Origin of the sequence: Klebsiella oxytoca NBRC 105695 (genome assembly GCF_001598695.1) — a bacterium.
Taxonomy (GTDB): Bacteria; Pseudomonadota; Gammaproteobacteria; order Enterobacterales; family Enterobacteriaceae; genus Klebsiella; species Klebsiella oxytoca.
In genome coordinates this window covers 364,777-380,019 of the sequence record NZ_BCZK01000002.1, presented here as the reverse complement: position 1 = coordinate 380,019, position 15,243 = coordinate 364,777, and the positions used below count along the sequence as shown (strand labels likewise).

The 15,243-nt window shown below is 57.5% G+C and carries 15 protein-coding genes and 1 tRNA gene; 9 read left to right on the top strand and 7 right to left on the bottom strand.

Features of this window, described 5'->3' with window-relative positions; genetic code table 11:
• Nucleotides 1-106: 106 nt before the first annotated feature.
• The gene (locus tag KO1_RS05400) at nt 107-790 is read right to left on the bottom strand and encodes a hypothetical protein (RefSeq protein WP_004099802.1); all 684 of its coding nucleotides are present in this window, start codon (nt 788-790) and stop codon (nt 107-109) included.
• A gap of 234 nt (nt 791-1,024) precedes the next feature.
• Nucleotides 1,025-1,101, bottom strand: a tRNA-Arg gene (locus KO1_RS05395).
• A 342-nt stretch (nt 1,102-1,443) separates the two neighbouring features.
• Here KO1_RS05395 and folD point away from each other — a divergent pair.
• Entirely contained in the window at nt 1,444-2,310 is an 867-nt protein-coding gene (gene folD, locus KO1_RS05390) for a bifunctional methylenetetrahydrofolate dehydrogenase/methenyltetrahydrofolate cyclohydrolase FolD (RefSeq protein WP_004099791.1), read from the top strand.
• Nucleotide 2,311: 1 nt separating this feature from the next.
• Entirely contained in the window at nt 2,312-2,524 is a 213-nt protein-coding gene (gene ybcJ, locus KO1_RS05385; protein WP_004099787.1) for a ribosome-associated protein YbcJ, read from the top strand.
• Nucleotides 2,525-2,818: 294 nt separating this feature from the next.
• Here the strand turns inward: ybcJ and cysS are convergent, their stop codons facing one another.
• Entirely contained in the window at nt 2,819-4,204 is a 1,386-nt protein-coding gene (cysS, locus tag KO1_RS05380) for a cysteine--tRNA ligase (RefSeq protein WP_004099777.1), read from the bottom strand.
• Between the two features lie 173 nt (nt 4,205-4,377).
• Here cysS and ppiB point away from each other — a divergent pair, with 173 nt between their 5' ends.
• From ppiB to purK, 5 genes are all read left to right on the top strand, one after another.
• On the top strand, nt 4,378-4,872 hold the full coding sequence (gene ppiB / locus KO1_RS05375) for a peptidylprolyl isomerase B (protein ID WP_004099775.1): 495 nt from the start codon (nt 4,378-4,380) through the stop codon (nt 4,870-4,872).
• 3 nt (nt 4,873-4,875) lie between these two features.
• A complete protein-coding gene (gene lpxH / locus KO1_RS05370) occupies nt 4,876-5,598 on the top strand; it encodes a UDP-2,3-diacylglucosamine diphosphatase (RefSeq protein ID WP_024273860.1) in 723 nt (240 codons plus the stop codon).
• Nucleotides 5,599-5,703: 105 nt separating this feature from the next.
• Nucleotides 5,704-6,033 carry a hypothetical protein gene (locus KO1_RS05365; protein ID WP_004099771.1) on the top strand — a complete coding sequence of 110 codons (330 nt, stop codon included), beginning with the start codon at nt 5,704-5,706 and terminating at the stop codon, nt 6,031-6,033.
• A 96-nt stretch (nt 6,034-6,129) separates the two neighbouring features.
• Nucleotides 6,130-6,639 (top strand): 5-(carboxyamino)imidazole ribonucleotide mutase, encoded by a 510-nt coding sequence (purE, locus tag KO1_RS05360; RefSeq protein WP_024273859.1) that lies wholly within the window; start codon nt 6,130-6,132, stop codon nt 6,637-6,639.
• Nucleotides 6,636-7,703, top strand: a complete 1,068-nt coding sequence (gene purK / locus KO1_RS05355; RefSeq protein ID WP_004111076.1) for a 5-(carboxyamino)imidazole ribonucleotide synthase — start codon at nt 6,636-6,638, stop codon at nt 7,701-7,703. Before purE ends, purK begins: the two co-directional genes overlap by 4 nt.
• Before the next feature lie 263 nt (nt 7,704-7,966).
• Here purK and KO1_RS05350 read toward each other — a convergent pair whose 3' ends face one another.
• From KO1_RS05350 to KO1_RS05335, 4 genes are read right to left on the bottom strand one after another with little or no spacing between them, the layout of a single operon-like run.
• Nucleotides 7,967-8,860, bottom strand: coding sequence for a carbamate kinase (locus KO1_RS05350; protein ID WP_004099766.1), 894 nt, complete (start codon nt 8,858-8,860; stop codon nt 7,967-7,969).
• A gap of 9 nt (nt 8,861-8,869) precedes the next feature.
• A complete protein-coding gene (locus tag KO1_RS05345; RefSeq protein WP_004099764.1) occupies nt 8,870-9,673 on the bottom strand; it encodes an oxamate carbamoyltransferase subunit AllH family protein in 804 nt (267 codons plus the stop codon).
• Nucleotides 9,674-9,682: 9 nt separating this feature from the next.
• Nucleotides 9,683-10,942 carry a YlbE family protein gene (locus tag KO1_RS05340; protein WP_004099762.1) on the bottom strand — a complete coding sequence of 420 codons (1,260 nt, stop codon included), beginning with the start codon at nt 10,940-10,942 and terminating at the stop codon, nt 9,683-9,685.
• 9 nt (nt 10,943-10,951) lie between these two features.
• Nucleotides 10,952-12,619, bottom strand: coding sequence for an acyl-CoA synthetase FdrA (locus tag KO1_RS05335; protein ID WP_004099761.1), 1,668 nt, complete (start codon nt 12,617-12,619; stop codon nt 10,952-10,954).
• A gap of 315 nt (nt 12,620-12,934) precedes the next feature.
• On the opposite strand from KO1_RS05335, the gene allD reads away from it, so the two are divergent.
• Nucleotides 12,935-13,984 carry an ureidoglycolate dehydrogenase gene (gene allD / locus KO1_RS05330; protein ID WP_004099759.1) on the top strand — a complete coding sequence of 350 codons (1,050 nt, stop codon included), beginning with the start codon at nt 12,935-12,937 and terminating at the stop codon, nt 13,982-13,984.
• A 21-nt stretch (nt 13,985-14,005) separates the two neighbouring features.
• Nucleotides 14,006-15,241 (top strand): allantoate deiminase, encoded by a 1,236-nt coding sequence (gene allC / locus KO1_RS05325; RefSeq protein ID WP_004099758.1) that lies wholly within the window; start codon nt 14,006-14,008, stop codon nt 15,239-15,241.
• The last annotated feature ends 2 nt before the right edge of the window (nt 15,242-15,243 follow it).

The window sequence follows — 15,243 nt, the reverse complement described above, 5'->3', positions numbered from 1 at the left end:
TCCGCACGGGTTCTTGCCATGGTTCTTCCTCATATTGAGCGCGGTCATCAACCGCGTGGATATGAAGAAAGTCATTTTGGCGTTCAATGGGGCCATATTGACTCGCTCAGGATGCCTCGTTAAGCGGTTTGCAGTAGATATTGTCAATGTAGTGGACAAGGGCAGGCACGTCAGAAAACCAGTTTTGTTCTCCGCGAGCGAGAAAATCAGCAATAGCGCTTTCAATTACACTCCGACTGAGCACTTCAGCGTCAACCACCATTTTCAAGCCGATTCCTGCTGCGTAGCCCGGCAATATGCGGTAACCGCAATAAACTGGCGGTGGATTAGTACGCGCAATTTCTCGCGCACGTTTATCGGCAAAATCACTTATGGATAATCCCTCAAGCTGCGAGTCATTCCGTTGAGGCTTTCGTCCCCATGTATAGCTAATCGTTTTTCCATCGCGATTAATATCTGGTATGAAATCGAGATGCATTGCCTGACGCTGGCTGGCAGCGTCAAGCCGCAATAGCGCCTCATTGAAAGCAGCCTCTTCTATCTCATCGCTAAAAGCCACATTCGCCGTGATGATCTCCGCATTCCAGAAAACGGCTGGGTCACGACCGAGAAAAACTATATCGCTCCAGGTCCAGCCCCCGCTGGCAACTGCCGCATCATGTTCGCATTCGTCATAGAAGACGCCGCCCCAGACAGCACGCTCTTTGTAGATAAGATTTTTGATTTTGAGAGTCGCGCTCCGACGTTTACGGCGCGAAAGTGAGGTGAAGAGAACATGATTGCGGGCCATGGGTATCTCTGCGAATTGTCGCTGGGAGAAATCCAGCTGCACAGAATACAGGGGGGAGATTTAAAGTAAAAGATTTTTGTGCTGGTCAAAACAACGTAGTGTTCCGCCAGCAGATAGGGCTGAATAATGGCTAAGCAGGCAGAATAATAAACGACCTTATCGCACAGAAATCAGCCAACCTACTGAATTTAGGGCATAAAAAAAGACGTAGAATAACGTCTGTTTACTGCAAAATGGTACGCCCTACAGGGTTCGAACCTGTGACCTACGGCTTAGAAGGCCGTTGCTCTATCCAGCTGAGCTAAGGGCGCATTGAGAAGCGGGAGCTTCGTGATGTGCAATCGCCGGAATTATACGGTCCACGCCTGATGAGTCAATGTATTTTGCCGCGAAACTGCGGTTGTCTGTGCAACCTGCCTGGTTTAGCTGCGAAAGGAGTATAAAGTTTATTCAACCTTATGTTTATGCACGGTAACTTTGCTTTCGACTCCATGCGCTTTTTGGCTCCGCTCGCGGCAGGATTATGCAGGGATTGCAGCGGTCGCCTTACCAAAGCAAGATAAAATCTTAAACGAAGACTGACAGCGAGGCTGGCTTCTGACAAAATATCGCCATCCCCCTTTCGTAAAGATACAGATGGAATCCTCTCTCTGATGGCAGCAAAAATTATTGACGGTAAAACGATTGCGCAGCAGGTACGCTCTGAGGTTGCGGAAAAAGTGAAGGCTCGCGTGGCGGCCGGATTTCGAGCACCAGGCCTGGCCGTCGTGCTGGTCGGCAGCAACCCGGCATCGCAGATTTATGTCGGCAGCAAGCGCAAAGCGTGTGAAGAGGTAGGCTTCGTCTCCCGCTCGTACGATCTCCCGGAAACCACCAGCGAAGCAGAGCTGCTGGAACTTATCGACACCCTGAATGCGGATAGCGCTATCGACGGCATCCTGGTTCAGCTGCCGCTGCCCGCCGGCATTGATAATGTCAAAGTGCTGGAGCGCATTTCGCCGGACAAAGACGTTGACGGTTTCCACCCGTATAACGTTGGCCGCCTGTGCCAGCGCGCCCCGCGCCTGCGTCCATGCACGCCGCGCGGGATCGTCACGCTGCTCGAGCGTTACAACATTGATACCTACGGCCTGAACGCGGTGGTCATTGGCGCCTCCAACATCGTCGGACGCCCGATGAGCATGGAGCTGCTGCTGGCAGGCTGTACTACCACCGTAACCCACCGTTTTACCAAAAACCTGCGTCATCACGTTGAAAACGCCGATCTGCTGATTGTGGCTGTAGGTAAACCGGGCTTTATTCCGGGCGAGTGGATTAAAGAAGGCGCGATCGTGATCGATGTCGGGATTAACCGCCTGGAAAGCGGCAAAGTGGTTGGCGATGTCGTTTATGAAGATGCCGCCGCGCGCGCGTCGTACATTACGCCGGTTCCCGGCGGCGTCGGCCCGATGACCGTAGCCACGCTCATTCAGAACACGCTGCAGGCGTGTGAAGAGTATCACGATATTCAGGAGGCCTGAGATGGCGAATTTTTCTTTAGGCAAACACCCGCACGTTGAACTGTGCGATCTGCTGAAGCTGGAAGGCTGGAGCGAAAGCGGCGCGCAGGCTAAAATCGCTATCGCCGACGGTCTGGTCAAAGTCGACGGTGCGGTGGAAACCCGTAAACGCTGTAAAATCGTCGCCGGTCAGACGGTCAGCTTTGAAGGTCAGAGCGTTACCGTTACCGAGTAAAACGTTCAGGCGCCGCAACCGGCGCCTGTCCCCCCATCCCGACAGATGGTCTCTCGTTTTCCTGCACTTCAGTCAGCGCCGCCATCTTCCGATACCACGTCCTTTGTAGCACAGCCGGTCCCCTGGCGGCCTCCGGCAACCTGCACTTCCGCCTGACACCACTTCTCCCCGACGAACGCTTCAGCCGCTGGTTGGGAGCGTGCGAAGGCGAAATCAGGACCGCGCTTCGTTTCTTAGCCTGAGTCAGGGCAAAAAAATGCCGGGGATGGCCCCGGCTAAAAAGAGAGAATGAGACTACTTACGGCGCCAGGTGGTACCCTGCGGGCCATCTTCCAGCACGATGCCCATCTCATTGAGACGGTCACGCGCGGCATCCGCCGCCGCCCAATCTTTCGCTTTACGCGCGTCCAGACGTTGCTGAATCAAAGACTCGATTTCCGCCACTTCCCCGTCGTCCGCCTGCGCGCCGCTCTGCAGGAAGGCATCCGGCTCCTGTTCGAGCAGACCGAGCACCGCAGAGAGCTTACGCATATGCGCCGCCATCGCGTTGGCCGCGGCGGCATCTTCGGTTTTCAGGCGGTTAACCTCACGCGCCATATCAAACAGCACGGAATAAGCCTCCGGAGTATTAAAATCGTCGTCCATCGCTTCAATGAAGCGCGCTTCAAACGCTTCGCCGCCGGCCGGCGCTGCGGTTTTATCGGTTCCGCGCAGCGCGGTATACAGACGCTCCAGCGCGGAACGCGCCTGTTTTAAGTTCTCTTCGCTGTAGTTCAGCTGACTGCGATAGTGGCCGGACATCAGGAAGTAGCGAATGGTTTCCGCGTCATAGAACTTCAGGACGTCGCGCACGGTAAAGAAGTTGCCCAGCGATTTTGACATCTTCTCGCGGTCAACCATCACCATCCCGGAGTGCATCCAGTAGTTCACGTACTCGCCGTCGTGGGCGCAGGTGGACTGGGCGATTTCGTTTTCATGGTGCGGAAACATCAGATCCGAACCACCGCCGTGAATATCAAAATGGTTGCCCAGCTGTTTGCAGTTCATCGCTGAACACTCAATGTGCCAGCCTGGACGGCCCGCGCCCCACGGCGACGGCCAGCTTGGCTCGCCCTCTTTCGACATTTTCCACAGCACAAAGTCCATTGGATTATGCTTGACGTCAACGACATCAACGCGCGCGCCGGCCTGCAGCTGGTCGAGATCCTGACGCGACAGCTGGCCATAGTTCGGATCGGTTGGGACATCGAACATAACGTCGCCGTTGTCGGCAACATACGCGTGGCCTTTAGCGATCAGCTGCTCGGTAATCTCAATAATTTCCGCAATGTGATGAGTCGCTCGCGGCTCCATATCCGGGCGCAGGATATTCAGCGCGTCGAAGTCTTTGTGCATCTCGGCAATCATGCGGTCCACCAGCGCAACAAAGCTCTCGCCGTTTTCATTGGCACGCTTGATGATTTTGTCGTCAATGTCGGTGATGTTGCGCACATACTTTAGCTTGTAGCCTAAAAAACGCAGATAACGCGCAACCACGTCGAAGGAGACGAAGGTACGGCCATGGCCGATGTGACAGAGGTCGTAAACGGTAATACCACACACGTACATGCCAACTTCCCCGGCATGGATAGGTTTAAATTCTTCTTTTTGGCGCGTCAGTGTATTAAAAATTTTTAACATCGAAGATTCCGTGTAGACGTGTGTGGATATAAGTCGCGTATTCTAACCTTAATTCAACCCCGAAGCAGCACACATTGCAAGGTGATCCAACCTCGCGGTTATGCTATAACAGCCCCCTATATCTCACCCGACACCGGGTGCAGGCACCACAATCATCGGAACAGGATGCAAAAATGGTTACTTTCCACACCAATCATGGCGATATCGTAATCAAGACGTTTGACGACAAAGCGCCGGAAACAGTTAAAAACTTCCTGGACTACTGTCGTGAAGGTTTCTACGACAACACCATTTTCCACCGTGTCATCAACGGTTTTATGATTCAGGGCGGCGGTTTTGAGCCGGGCATGAATCAGAAAACCACCAAATCTCCTATTCAGAACGAAGCTAACAACGGTCTGAAAAACACCCGCGGCACCCTGGCAATGGCCCGTACTCAGGCGCCTCACTCCGCCACCGCGCAGTTCTTCATCAACGTCGCCGATAACGACTTCCTGAACTTCTCCGGCGAAAGCCTGCAGGGTTGGGGCTACTGCGTATTCGCAGAAGTCGTTGAGGGTATGGACGTGGTCGACAAAATCAAAGCGGTCGCCACCGGCCGCAGCGGCATGCATCAGGATGTGCCGAAAGAAGATGTTGTGATCAAAAGCGTCACCGTCAGCGAATAATTCGTGGCGACACTTTTTATTGCGGATTTACATCTGCAAACGGAAGAACCGGCGATTACCGCCGGTTTTCTGCGCTTTTTACAGGGGGAAGCCCGCAAGGCGGACGCCCTGTATATCCTCGGCGACCTGTTTGAAGCCTGGATCGGCGATGACGATCCCAACCCGCTGCATCGGCAAATCGCTTCAGCGCTGAAAGCGCTGGTCGATTCCGGCGTCCCCTGCTACTTCCTTCACGGCAACCGCGATTTTCTCGTCGGTCAGCGCTTTGCCCGCGAAAGCGCCATGACCCTGCTGCCGGAAGAGAAGCTTCTCGACCTCTACGGGCGCAAGGTGCTGATTATGCACGGCGACACCCTCTGCACCGACGATGCAGGCTATCTGGCGTTTCGCGCGAAAGTGCACAATCCCTGGATCCAACGCCTGTTTCTGGCCCTACCGCTGTTTATCCGCCGCCGTATCGCTGCCAGAATGCGCGCCGACAGCAAAGCGGCTAACAGCAGCAAGTCGATGGAAATTATGGATGTGAATCCGCAGGCGGTCGTTGACGTTATGGAAAAACATCACGTTCAATGGCTAATTCACGGGCATACGCACCGTCCTGCCGTCCATCCGCTAGAAGCCAACGGTCAATCCGCATATCGCGTGGTTCTGGGCGCATGGCATCACGAAGGCTCCATGGTCAAAGTGACGGCCGAAAAGGTCGAACTGATTCAGTTCCCCTTCTGAGTTCCAGCAAGCACTATTCCGAAAATACTCTTCAGGCAGCAGAATGGCTGTCCTGACGTTTAACCCCAGGTTAATTTTCCAGCAAACCACACTCAAGGAACGAGCATGCAAAAATGGAGTCAGCCCCTAATTTGGGGCATGGTTATCGCCGTCATCGGCCCGATTACCGCCAGCTATTTTGGTCTGGTGTTTATCTACTTCGGTTCGCTGACCGTGCTGGGAATCGCAGCGCTACTTTGGATCCTCTATTTTTACGCAATTTATCTGCTTTGTACGCGGCCGCACGATGAGCGCTTTGTGCAAATCTACATGCTGGTCATGAGCATTCTTATGCTGCCCTGGGGAGTGGTGCTGGTTTTTACCTTTTTTGCCAGCGCGACCACCGCCCATAACCGGCGCGTTGCCCCCAGTCACGACGAGACAAAAGAGGGCTAGCCATGCGCACGCAACCGTTTTCCTTGCCGGGAGTTCATGCTATTCTCTGTGGCCTCTAAAGCAGTGTGCAACACACCCACAGGAGTTTTAAGACGCATGTCTTCCCGCAATAATTCGGCGCGTATCGCCATCGTGATGGGGTCCAAAAGCGACTGGGCTACCATGCAGTTTACCGCAGAAATCCTTGATGCCCTGAACGTTCCGTACCATGTCGAAGTGGTCTCCGCCCACCGCACCCCCGATAAACTGTTCAGCTTCGCCGAAGGCGCGCAAGGCAATGGTTTTCAGGTGATTATTGCCGGTGCGGGCGGCGCGGCGCATCTGCCGGGCATGATTGCGGCGAAAACGCTGGTGCCGGTGTTGGGCGTGCCGGTGCAGAGCGCAGCGCTGAGCGGCGTAGACAGCCTCTACTCCATCGTTCAGATGCCGCGCGGTATCCCGGTTGGTACGCTGGCTATCGGTAAAGCCGGTGCCGCCAACGCCGCCCTGCTGGCGGCGCAGATCCTCGCCCAGCACGATGCGGAACTGCACCAGCGCCTCAGCGCCTGGCGCCAGGCGCAAACCGATGAAGTGCTGGATAACCCGGATCCGCGGGGTGCGGCATGAAACAAGTTTGCGTTCTCGGTAACGGCCAGCTAGGCCGAATGCTGCGCCAGGCTGGCGAACCGCTGGGTATTGCGGTCTGGCCGGTCGGTCTCGAAGCCGACCCGGAAGCGGTGCCGGTACAGCAAAGCGTGATTACCGCAGAGATTGAACGCTGGCCGGAAACGGCGCTGACCCGCGAGCTGGCGCGTCATTCCGCCTTCGTCAACCGCGACGTTTTTCCGGTTATCGCCGACCGTCTGACGCAAAAGCAGCTGTTCGATAAGCTGGAGCTCGCTACCGCGCCGTGGCAGCTTCTGGCGGAGAAAAGCGAATGGCCGACGGTATTCGCCCGTCTCGGCGAGCTGGCTATCGTTAAGCGCCGCGTCGGCGGCTATGATGGCCGCGGTCAGTGGCGTTTGCGGGAAAATGAAACCGCGCAGCTGCCGGATGATAACTACGGCGAGTGTATCGTTGAGCAGGGGATTAACTTCTCCGCCGAAGTGTCGCTGGTCGGCGCACGCGCCCGGGACGGCAGCACGGTCTTCTATCCGCTGACCCGCAACCTGCATCAGGACGGTATTTTACGCGCCAGCGTCGCCTTTCCGCAGGCCAACGCCCGTCAGCAGGCGCAGGCCGAGCAGATGCTGTCGGCGATCATGAATGAGCTGGGCTACGTTGGCGTGATGGCGATGGAGTGTTTTGTCACCGCTGATGGTCTGCTGATTAACGAACTGGCGCCGCGCGTGCACAATAGCGGCCACTGGACGCAGAACGGCGCGTCCATCAGCCAGTTTGAGCTTCATCTGCGGGCGATTACCGATCTGCCGCTGCCGCCGCCGGTAGTGAACAGCCCGTCGGTGATGATCAACCTGATCGGTACCGATCTCAACTATGACTGGCTGAAGCTACCGCTGGTGCATCTGCACTGGTACGACAAAGAGGTGCGTCCGGGACGTAAAGTCGGTCACCTGAACCTGACCGACAGCGATACCGATCGCCTGAGCGCGACGCTGGAAGCGCTGAAGCCGCTGCTGCCGCCGGAATACGCCAGCGGTGTATTCTGGGCGCAGGCGCAGCTGGCGTAATCCAGCTCTCCATAGTCCCGGAGGCGGTGCTGCGCACCTGTCCGGGCTACCTCTCTGGCATAATCCTTCGCCAGAATCCCGGCTTGCGGCGCGCTTCGCCTTAGCCGGGCTACCAGACCAACCATCATTTGCCCCGTAGCCATTCAACCAAATCCGCAAACCGCACGAACATGTAGCCCGGGCAAGGCGCGTCGAGCGCCGCCCCCGGGGAAAGAGCGCAGGATATTTCAGCGTCTGCTTCGCCGCGTGATTTTATCTGTGCATCAGGGCTTAATGCAGGTTCCCGCCAGCCCGGCAAGGGTGTCATCGATACGCGACAGCGCCCCAATCCACGCCCGCTTGCCCCGACGGCGCACGTAGCCGCTTACCGCCGCGATTTTCGGCCCCATCGCGCCGTCGTCGCGGACAAAAGGCGCCAGCTCTTCCGGCGTCGCTTCGCGGATCGGTCGCTGCATGGGGGTGCCCCAATGTTCATATACCGCATCCGCGTCGGTCAGGATCGCCAGGCCATCGGCATCAATCTGCTCCGCCAGCAGCGCGGCAGCGAGGTCTTTATCAATCACCGCCTCTGCGCCATGCCCGCTCTCAAGCACCGGAATTCCGCCGCCGCCGCAGCATATCACCACGTGCCCCTCACCCAGCAGACGCTCAATCGACTCGCTCTCCTCAATCCTCACCGGCGTCGGCGAAGGAACCACCCGACGCACATATTTACCGTCGCGCTTCATCCTCCAGCCGTACTCATCTTCCAGCCGTTTTTGCAGCTCCGGATCGTAAACCGGACCAATAAACTTCTCCGGCGCCGAAAAGGCCGGATCGTTTGACGAGACTGTAATGCGGGTCATCACCGTCGATACCGGCGGCATGAGTGATTCCTGCGCCAGGCGCTGGGCCAGCATATAGCCAATCATGCCCTGGCTCTCCGCGACCAGCACGTCCAGCGGATAGGGCTCAACGTCGCCGTAGGCCAGATTTTGCAGCGCCAGCAGACCCACCTGCGGCCCGTTGCCGTGCACAATGGCCAGCCGATACGTCTGCGCCAGACGCGCCAGCGCGGGAACCGCGCTATCGATATTGCGGTACTGATTTTCTACGGTCAGCGCTTCCCCGCGCTGTAATAAAGCGTTGCCGCCAAGGGCAACAACCAGCGTTTTCATAAAAAGTCCTTAGATAAGATGTTGCGCCAGCCAGAATCCCAGAAGCGTGTCGGCGCCGGAGGTATGCCCCATCGCCAGCAGCGCTTCGACGGCGGGCTCGAGACGTCGTCCACGTTGCAGGGCGCAGGCAAAATGCATCAGCGGCGAAGCGAAGCGCCCCTCGCTGGCATAGCGTAAATAGTTGACGCTCACCTGAGTGGTGGCCGCGCGCAGATCGCCGGAGGCGCGAAAAAATGCCCTTCCGCCGCAGGGTGACATACGCCCCGAGCGCCACGCCGCCAGCATCATGCCGATCAGCATGTCGTCCAGGCTGGGCGTCAGGCCCGGCCCCTTGCCCAGCCACAGCCGCCAGTCGACGGCGTTGCCGGCCAGCGCGGAGGCAAAACAGTGGCGAAGCTGGCGCAGCTCGGGATGCTGCCGCAGCTCAATAGCCTGCGACAGCGGCCCGAACAGCCCGGTCTCCTCCGGTCGACTCATCAGCGCTGGCGGGAGATAAGCGTTTACGGATTGACAGCGGAGCCGCAGGGAGCAGCGCCTGCGCGGCGGCATCAGCAAAAGATCGCCGACCTGAATACCGTCATTCCGCGCTATCGGCGACGCCCCCGTCCGCAGCGCCGCGTGCAGCCGGATAAAATCGCGATGACGAACAACCCATCCGCCGGGGCTCACGCCCTGCCCCCGATGATGCAGCGTCAGCAGCGCGCCGCCTGCAACGTAGAGGTTAATGGTGCGCCGCCAGAGGCCGCCGGTTCGCCACGGTTGGCGATGATCCGGCGCATCGACGCTGCCTATCAGCGGACGAATCCTCTCCATCGCGCTACCTCAGCTCACGCCCAGTTCGTCCGCCAGCGCTTCCAGCGCCTGCTCGAAACAGGCCAGCGGCGCTCTGACGGTTCCGGCGCCAATCTGGCCGATCCCCGCTTCTTTATGGGCGATCCCGGTGTTAATGAGCGGCGTAATGCCGGTTTCAACCACCCGGCGAATATCCAGTCCGAGACAGGCGCCCTGGAAATCCCAGCCAGGAATCTGCAGCTGCATATTGCGCTCAAGGAAGATTTCCGCCATCTCCTCCGAAACGGATTTTGCCGCCTCCATTCCGCCAGCGCCGACAAAGCGGGTCACCCCCGGCGCCGCAATCATCGCCGCGCCGCCGATGCCGAAGGTTTCGGTAATGGCGCTGTCGCCCATATCCGGGTTGGCCTGTTCCTGAGAGAAACCGGTAAAGAACAGCCCCTGCGGCGTATTCACCGGTGCGGTAAACCAGCGGTCGCCCAGTCCGCTAACGCGAATACCGAACATATCGCCATTGCGGGTCATCGCGGTGACAATACTGCCGGCGCGGATCTGCGCCCCGGCATCCATCGCTGATTTGCAGTAGGCCATCGCCAGGTTGAGGAAGAACTGATCGGTGATGGCGAGAAAATCCATCACTTCGGCGATCTGTTGTTTGTCGTGGTCGAGTCGCGCCAGATGCGGTGCCAGCGTGCGCATCAGCAGCGCGGAGGTGGCGATATTGCGCTGGTGGAACTCATCGCCCATGGTGATGCCCTGCGCCATCATCGCGGTGAGATCAATGCCGCGCGTCATCTGTTTCAGCGCCGCACTGAGAACGGGCATCAGCACATCGCGCATCCAGCGCAGGCGCTGCTGCACATCTTCGCCGTAGGCGCCGAAACGCATCACCTTGCCAATGCCTTCGTTCAGGTTGCAATACGCGCGGTTACCTTCGGCGATGTTCTCCACGACCAGCATCGGCATATTCGGCGAAGTAATACCGCCCATCGGCCCTACGGCATTAACGTGGTGGCAGGGAATAAAGGTAATCTCGCCGTTTTCCAGCATCGCGTGGGCCGTTTTCTCATCCTGCGCCCAGCCTTCGAACAGGCAGGCGCCAATGCAGGCCCCTTTCATCGGACCGGTCATCTCCTGCCAGCGCATCGGCGGCCCGGCGTGGAGCAGCGTTTTGTTTTGATTCAGCGCCCCGATTAAAGAACCCGCCGGCTTCACATCCAGCCAGTGCGGACGTGCATTACGAATTCGTTCTATTACTGCGTCATTGGCCTGCGCCACTGATGTAAACATAGAGACCTCTTATTGCAAACGTTCTAATAAACGAGCCAGTTTCTTATTCCCACCGGCAATCGGCGCCCACTGATAGTGAACAACCGGCGTTCCGGCGGTCTGTAAATCGAGCGCAAAGCTGCGCAGGCCAGCATTAATCACCGACACGCCGTCCAGCAGGCCGGCGCGCGGGGCAGGAGCGGCTTTCCGCGGCGGGCTAATCAGCGCGGCGGCAAGCAAGGTGGCTTCAGGCAGGCTATCGACCACGGCGATCCCCGCATCTTCAAGGACTGAAATCTGACGGGAGCGGCACTGCGGATCGCTTTCGGTTCCGGTCACCGTCGCGATAACGTGCAGCGGACTATCGTCGGCTCTGGTCGCCCACGCCCGCTGGCATGCTTCGACCAGCGAGCCGGCCGGATCGGCGGTGGCGCCGTAGCCAATCACCACGTCCAGCAGTAGTACGCCAACCTGAGTTTCCGCGCCAAGTTCGGCAATCAGCTGGTTGCGCAGGGAGGGGTCGATCATCGGATGCGGACGGCCGACAGTGTAAAAATCGTCACCAAGATCGACGACCCGGTGCCCCTGCGCGTCGAGCATCATGCCCTGCGGGTGATGCGCATCAGGGGTAATGTTCAGCCGTTCTGCCAGCAATCCTGCGGATTCAGCAGCCAGCGTACCGCCGGTGTATAAGCCGCGAATCTGCTTGCCCGCCACCGCGGGAAGGCTTGCCTGACGCCGCCCCACTCGCGCCAGCAGGCAGGCCAGACGCCCGGCCTCGTCAAGCGTGCGGGCGAACCAGACGTTTTCATCGCGGGCGATCGGCGGCGTATAGCCGAGAAATAGCGCCACCACCGGTTTCGCGCTGCGCTTCATGGCGGCGATGATCTTCAGACGCACCGCTTCGGCGGGAGGTTTAGAAACAAAGGCCAGCACCTGGCTCTGCGCATCCTGGGTCAGCATTTCCAGCGCCGTTTGCGCGCTGATGCCGCCCACTTCGGCGCTCAGATCGCGGCCGCCGAGACCGATCGCATGGCTGATCCCTTCGCCGCCGAGGACAATCTGCGAGACCAGCTCCTGAATACCGGTGCCGGACGCGCCAATAACGCCGATGTTGCCTTCCGGCGTAACGTTGGCGAAAGCCAGCGGCGTGCCGGCAATCATGGCGGTGCCGCAGTCCGGCCCCATGACCAGCAGCCCTTTGTCGCGGGCGCGGGTTTTGAGCGCGATTTCATCTTCCAGCGTGACGTTGTCGGAGAAGATCATGACGTTTTTCTCGCTGCTGAGCGCCTGATGGGCAAGCTCCGCGGCGTACTCCCCGGCAACGGAAATTAAGGTCATATTGGCCTGCGGTAGCTTCTGCGTTGCGCTTTGCCAGCGGCGAACCACGCTCAGGCTCTGACTTTGCCCGCTCCCCTGCGCCAGGGCGGTAAGGGCCTCATCAAGACGGGCGGCGATCATTTGCGTAACCGACGCATCCGCGCAATCGGTGCGGATCGCCACGCAAATGTCATTTGGCGTCGCGCTGGCAAAATCGTCGTGCCAGAACCCGGTCGTTTCCAACAGCGATTTATTTGCCGGTGTGCCCATCATGACTGAAACATCATCGACATTTTCCGACTCGCTCAGCTTGCGTGAAATAATCATTAAGCTGACCGAATCCTGGAAACAGCCCTTTTTAATAAAGGCATGGATCATAATAACTCCCCAATAATTGCACCCATTGCAATTGAATGAGCATGGTTAATCTGCCATCAGGCTAACGGGATAAAATTATCGACGGCGTGACCGGAATCACATGAGAATTATTACAAGACGCTTTCAAATAAAGCCGAAGGCATTAGCCCGAGTTTTTTAATGAATAGATTAACCGGGTCCCTTCTGACAAACCCACGGTGATTATTAAATAAAATCTAACTAACTATTTTTACCAATACAGATCACAATTTAAGTTTATTTTCCCCGTATTTTATTTGGCAGTCAGGCTCTACACCGTCGTTAAAAGGAAGACAGATGAAAGTCAGTCGGGAAACACTTCATCAGCTTATTGCCAATAAGCTGAATACAGCAGGGCTTACTCGCAATCATGCGGATATCATTGCCGATGTACTGGTTTATGCCGATGCCAGGGGTATTCATTCGCACGGCGCGGTTCGCGTTGAATATTATGCGGAACGTATTTCAAAAGGCGGAACCAATCGTCATCCCACCTTCACCTTTGAAAAGAACGGCCCCTGCAGCGGTATTTTGCATGCCGATAATGCCGCCGGTCAGGTGGCCGCCAAAATGGGCATGGAGCACGCGATAGAATTGGCCAGGGAAAACGGCGTGGCCGTGGTCGGCATCCGGCGTATGGGCCACAGCGGAGCGATCTCTTACTTCACCCGGCAGGCCGCCCGCGCCGGGCTAATCGGGATTTCGCTGTGCCAGTCAGACCCGATGGTCGTGCCTTTTGGCGGGGCGGAAATCTATTACGGAACCAACCCGCTGGCCTTTGCCGCGCCCGGCGAGGGCGATGATATCATCACCTTCGACATGGCCACCACGGTGCAGGCATGGGGGAAAATTCTCGACGCCCGCTCGCGCCATGAAACCATTCCCGATAGCTGGGCGGTGGATAAAAACGGCGCGCCGACCCGCGATCCTTTTGCCGTTCACGCCCTGCTTCCGGCAGCCGGCCCGAAAGGCTACGGCCTGATGATGATGATCGACGTCCTCTCCGGCATTTTGCTCAATCTCCCCTTCGGCCGCCAGGTCAGCTCTATGTACGACAACCTGAGCCAGGGACGCGAGCTGGGCCAGCTGCATATCGTCATCAACCCGGCATTTTTCTCCTCCAGCGCGCTATTCCGCCAGCATATCAGCGACACCATGCGTGAATTAAACGCCATTACGCCAGCGCCCGGATTTAACCAAGTGTATTACCCCGGGCAGAACCTGGATATCAATGAGAAAAACAGCGCCGTCAACGGTATCGAGATCGTTGATGAGATTTATGACTATCTGGTTTCGGACGCTTTATATAACCGCTCTTATGAAACCAATTCCCCGTTTGCTCAATAAATTAAAATACAGGAGTTGCGTATGGCTCATTATTTTCGACAGGCAATAGAAGAGACATTGCCCTGGCTTTCCTCTTTCGGCGCCGACCCGACCGGGGGCATAACCCGCCTGCTCTATTCGCCAGAATGGCTGCAGGCGCAGCAGGCATTCAAACAAAGAATGAGCGAAAGCGGACTGGAAACGCGCTTTGATGAAGTGGGCAATCTCTATGGTCGCCTGCCCGGCACGCGCTTTCCCGATGAGGTTATCCTCAGCGGTTCGCATATTGATAGCGTCGTTAACGGCGGCAATCTTGACGGCCAGTTCGGCGCGCTGGCGGCCTGGCTGGCGGTTCGCTGGCTAAAAGAGACCTACGGGGCGCCGCTGCGCACCGTGGAAGTGCTGGCGTTAGCGGAAGAAGAAGGTAGCCGCTTCCCTTACGTCTTCTGGGGCAGCAAAAATATCGTCGGCATCGCTAATCCAGCGGACGTACGCGAAATTAAAGACGCTAAAGGCGTGGCGTTTATCGATGCCATGAAGCAGTGCGGTTTCAGCCTACCTGCCGCTCCGCTGGCGCCGCGCCGGGATATTAAAGCCTTCGTAGAGCTGCATATTGAGCAGGGTCGCGTGCTGGAAACCAACAAGCAGTCTATCGGCGTGGTCAACGCCATAGTCGGACAGCGTCGCTACACCATCACCCTCACCGGCGAGTCTAACCATGCCGGCACGACGCCAATGGGCTACCGTCGCGATACCGTCCACGCCTTTAGCCGTATCTGCTGCGAATCTATCGCCAAAGCAAAAGCCCACGGTGACCCGCTGGTGCTCACCTTCGGTAAAGTCGACCCGCAGCCGAATACCGTCAACGTGGTGCCGGGCAAAACCGTCTTCACTATGGACTGCCGCCATACCGATGCTCTGGAGTTAACGGCATTTACTGAGGTCATTGAGGCCGATATGCGGCGGATCTGTCAGGAGATGGATATCGGCATTGAGATCGACCTGTGGATGGATGAGGCTCCGGTTCCCATGGATAAGAAGCTGGTGGCCCAGCTCACCGCGCTTTGTGAAAAAGAGAAGGTGAATTTCCGCGTGATGCACAGCGGCGCGGGACACGACGCGCAGATATTCGCTCCCTGCTTCCCGACCTGCATGATCTTTATGCCGAGCATCAAAGGCATCAGCCATAACCCGGCGGAAAGCACGCATATCGAGGATCTGGCGGAAGGCGTAAAAACGCTCGCCTTAATGTTGCATCAACTGGCCTGGACTGAATAAGG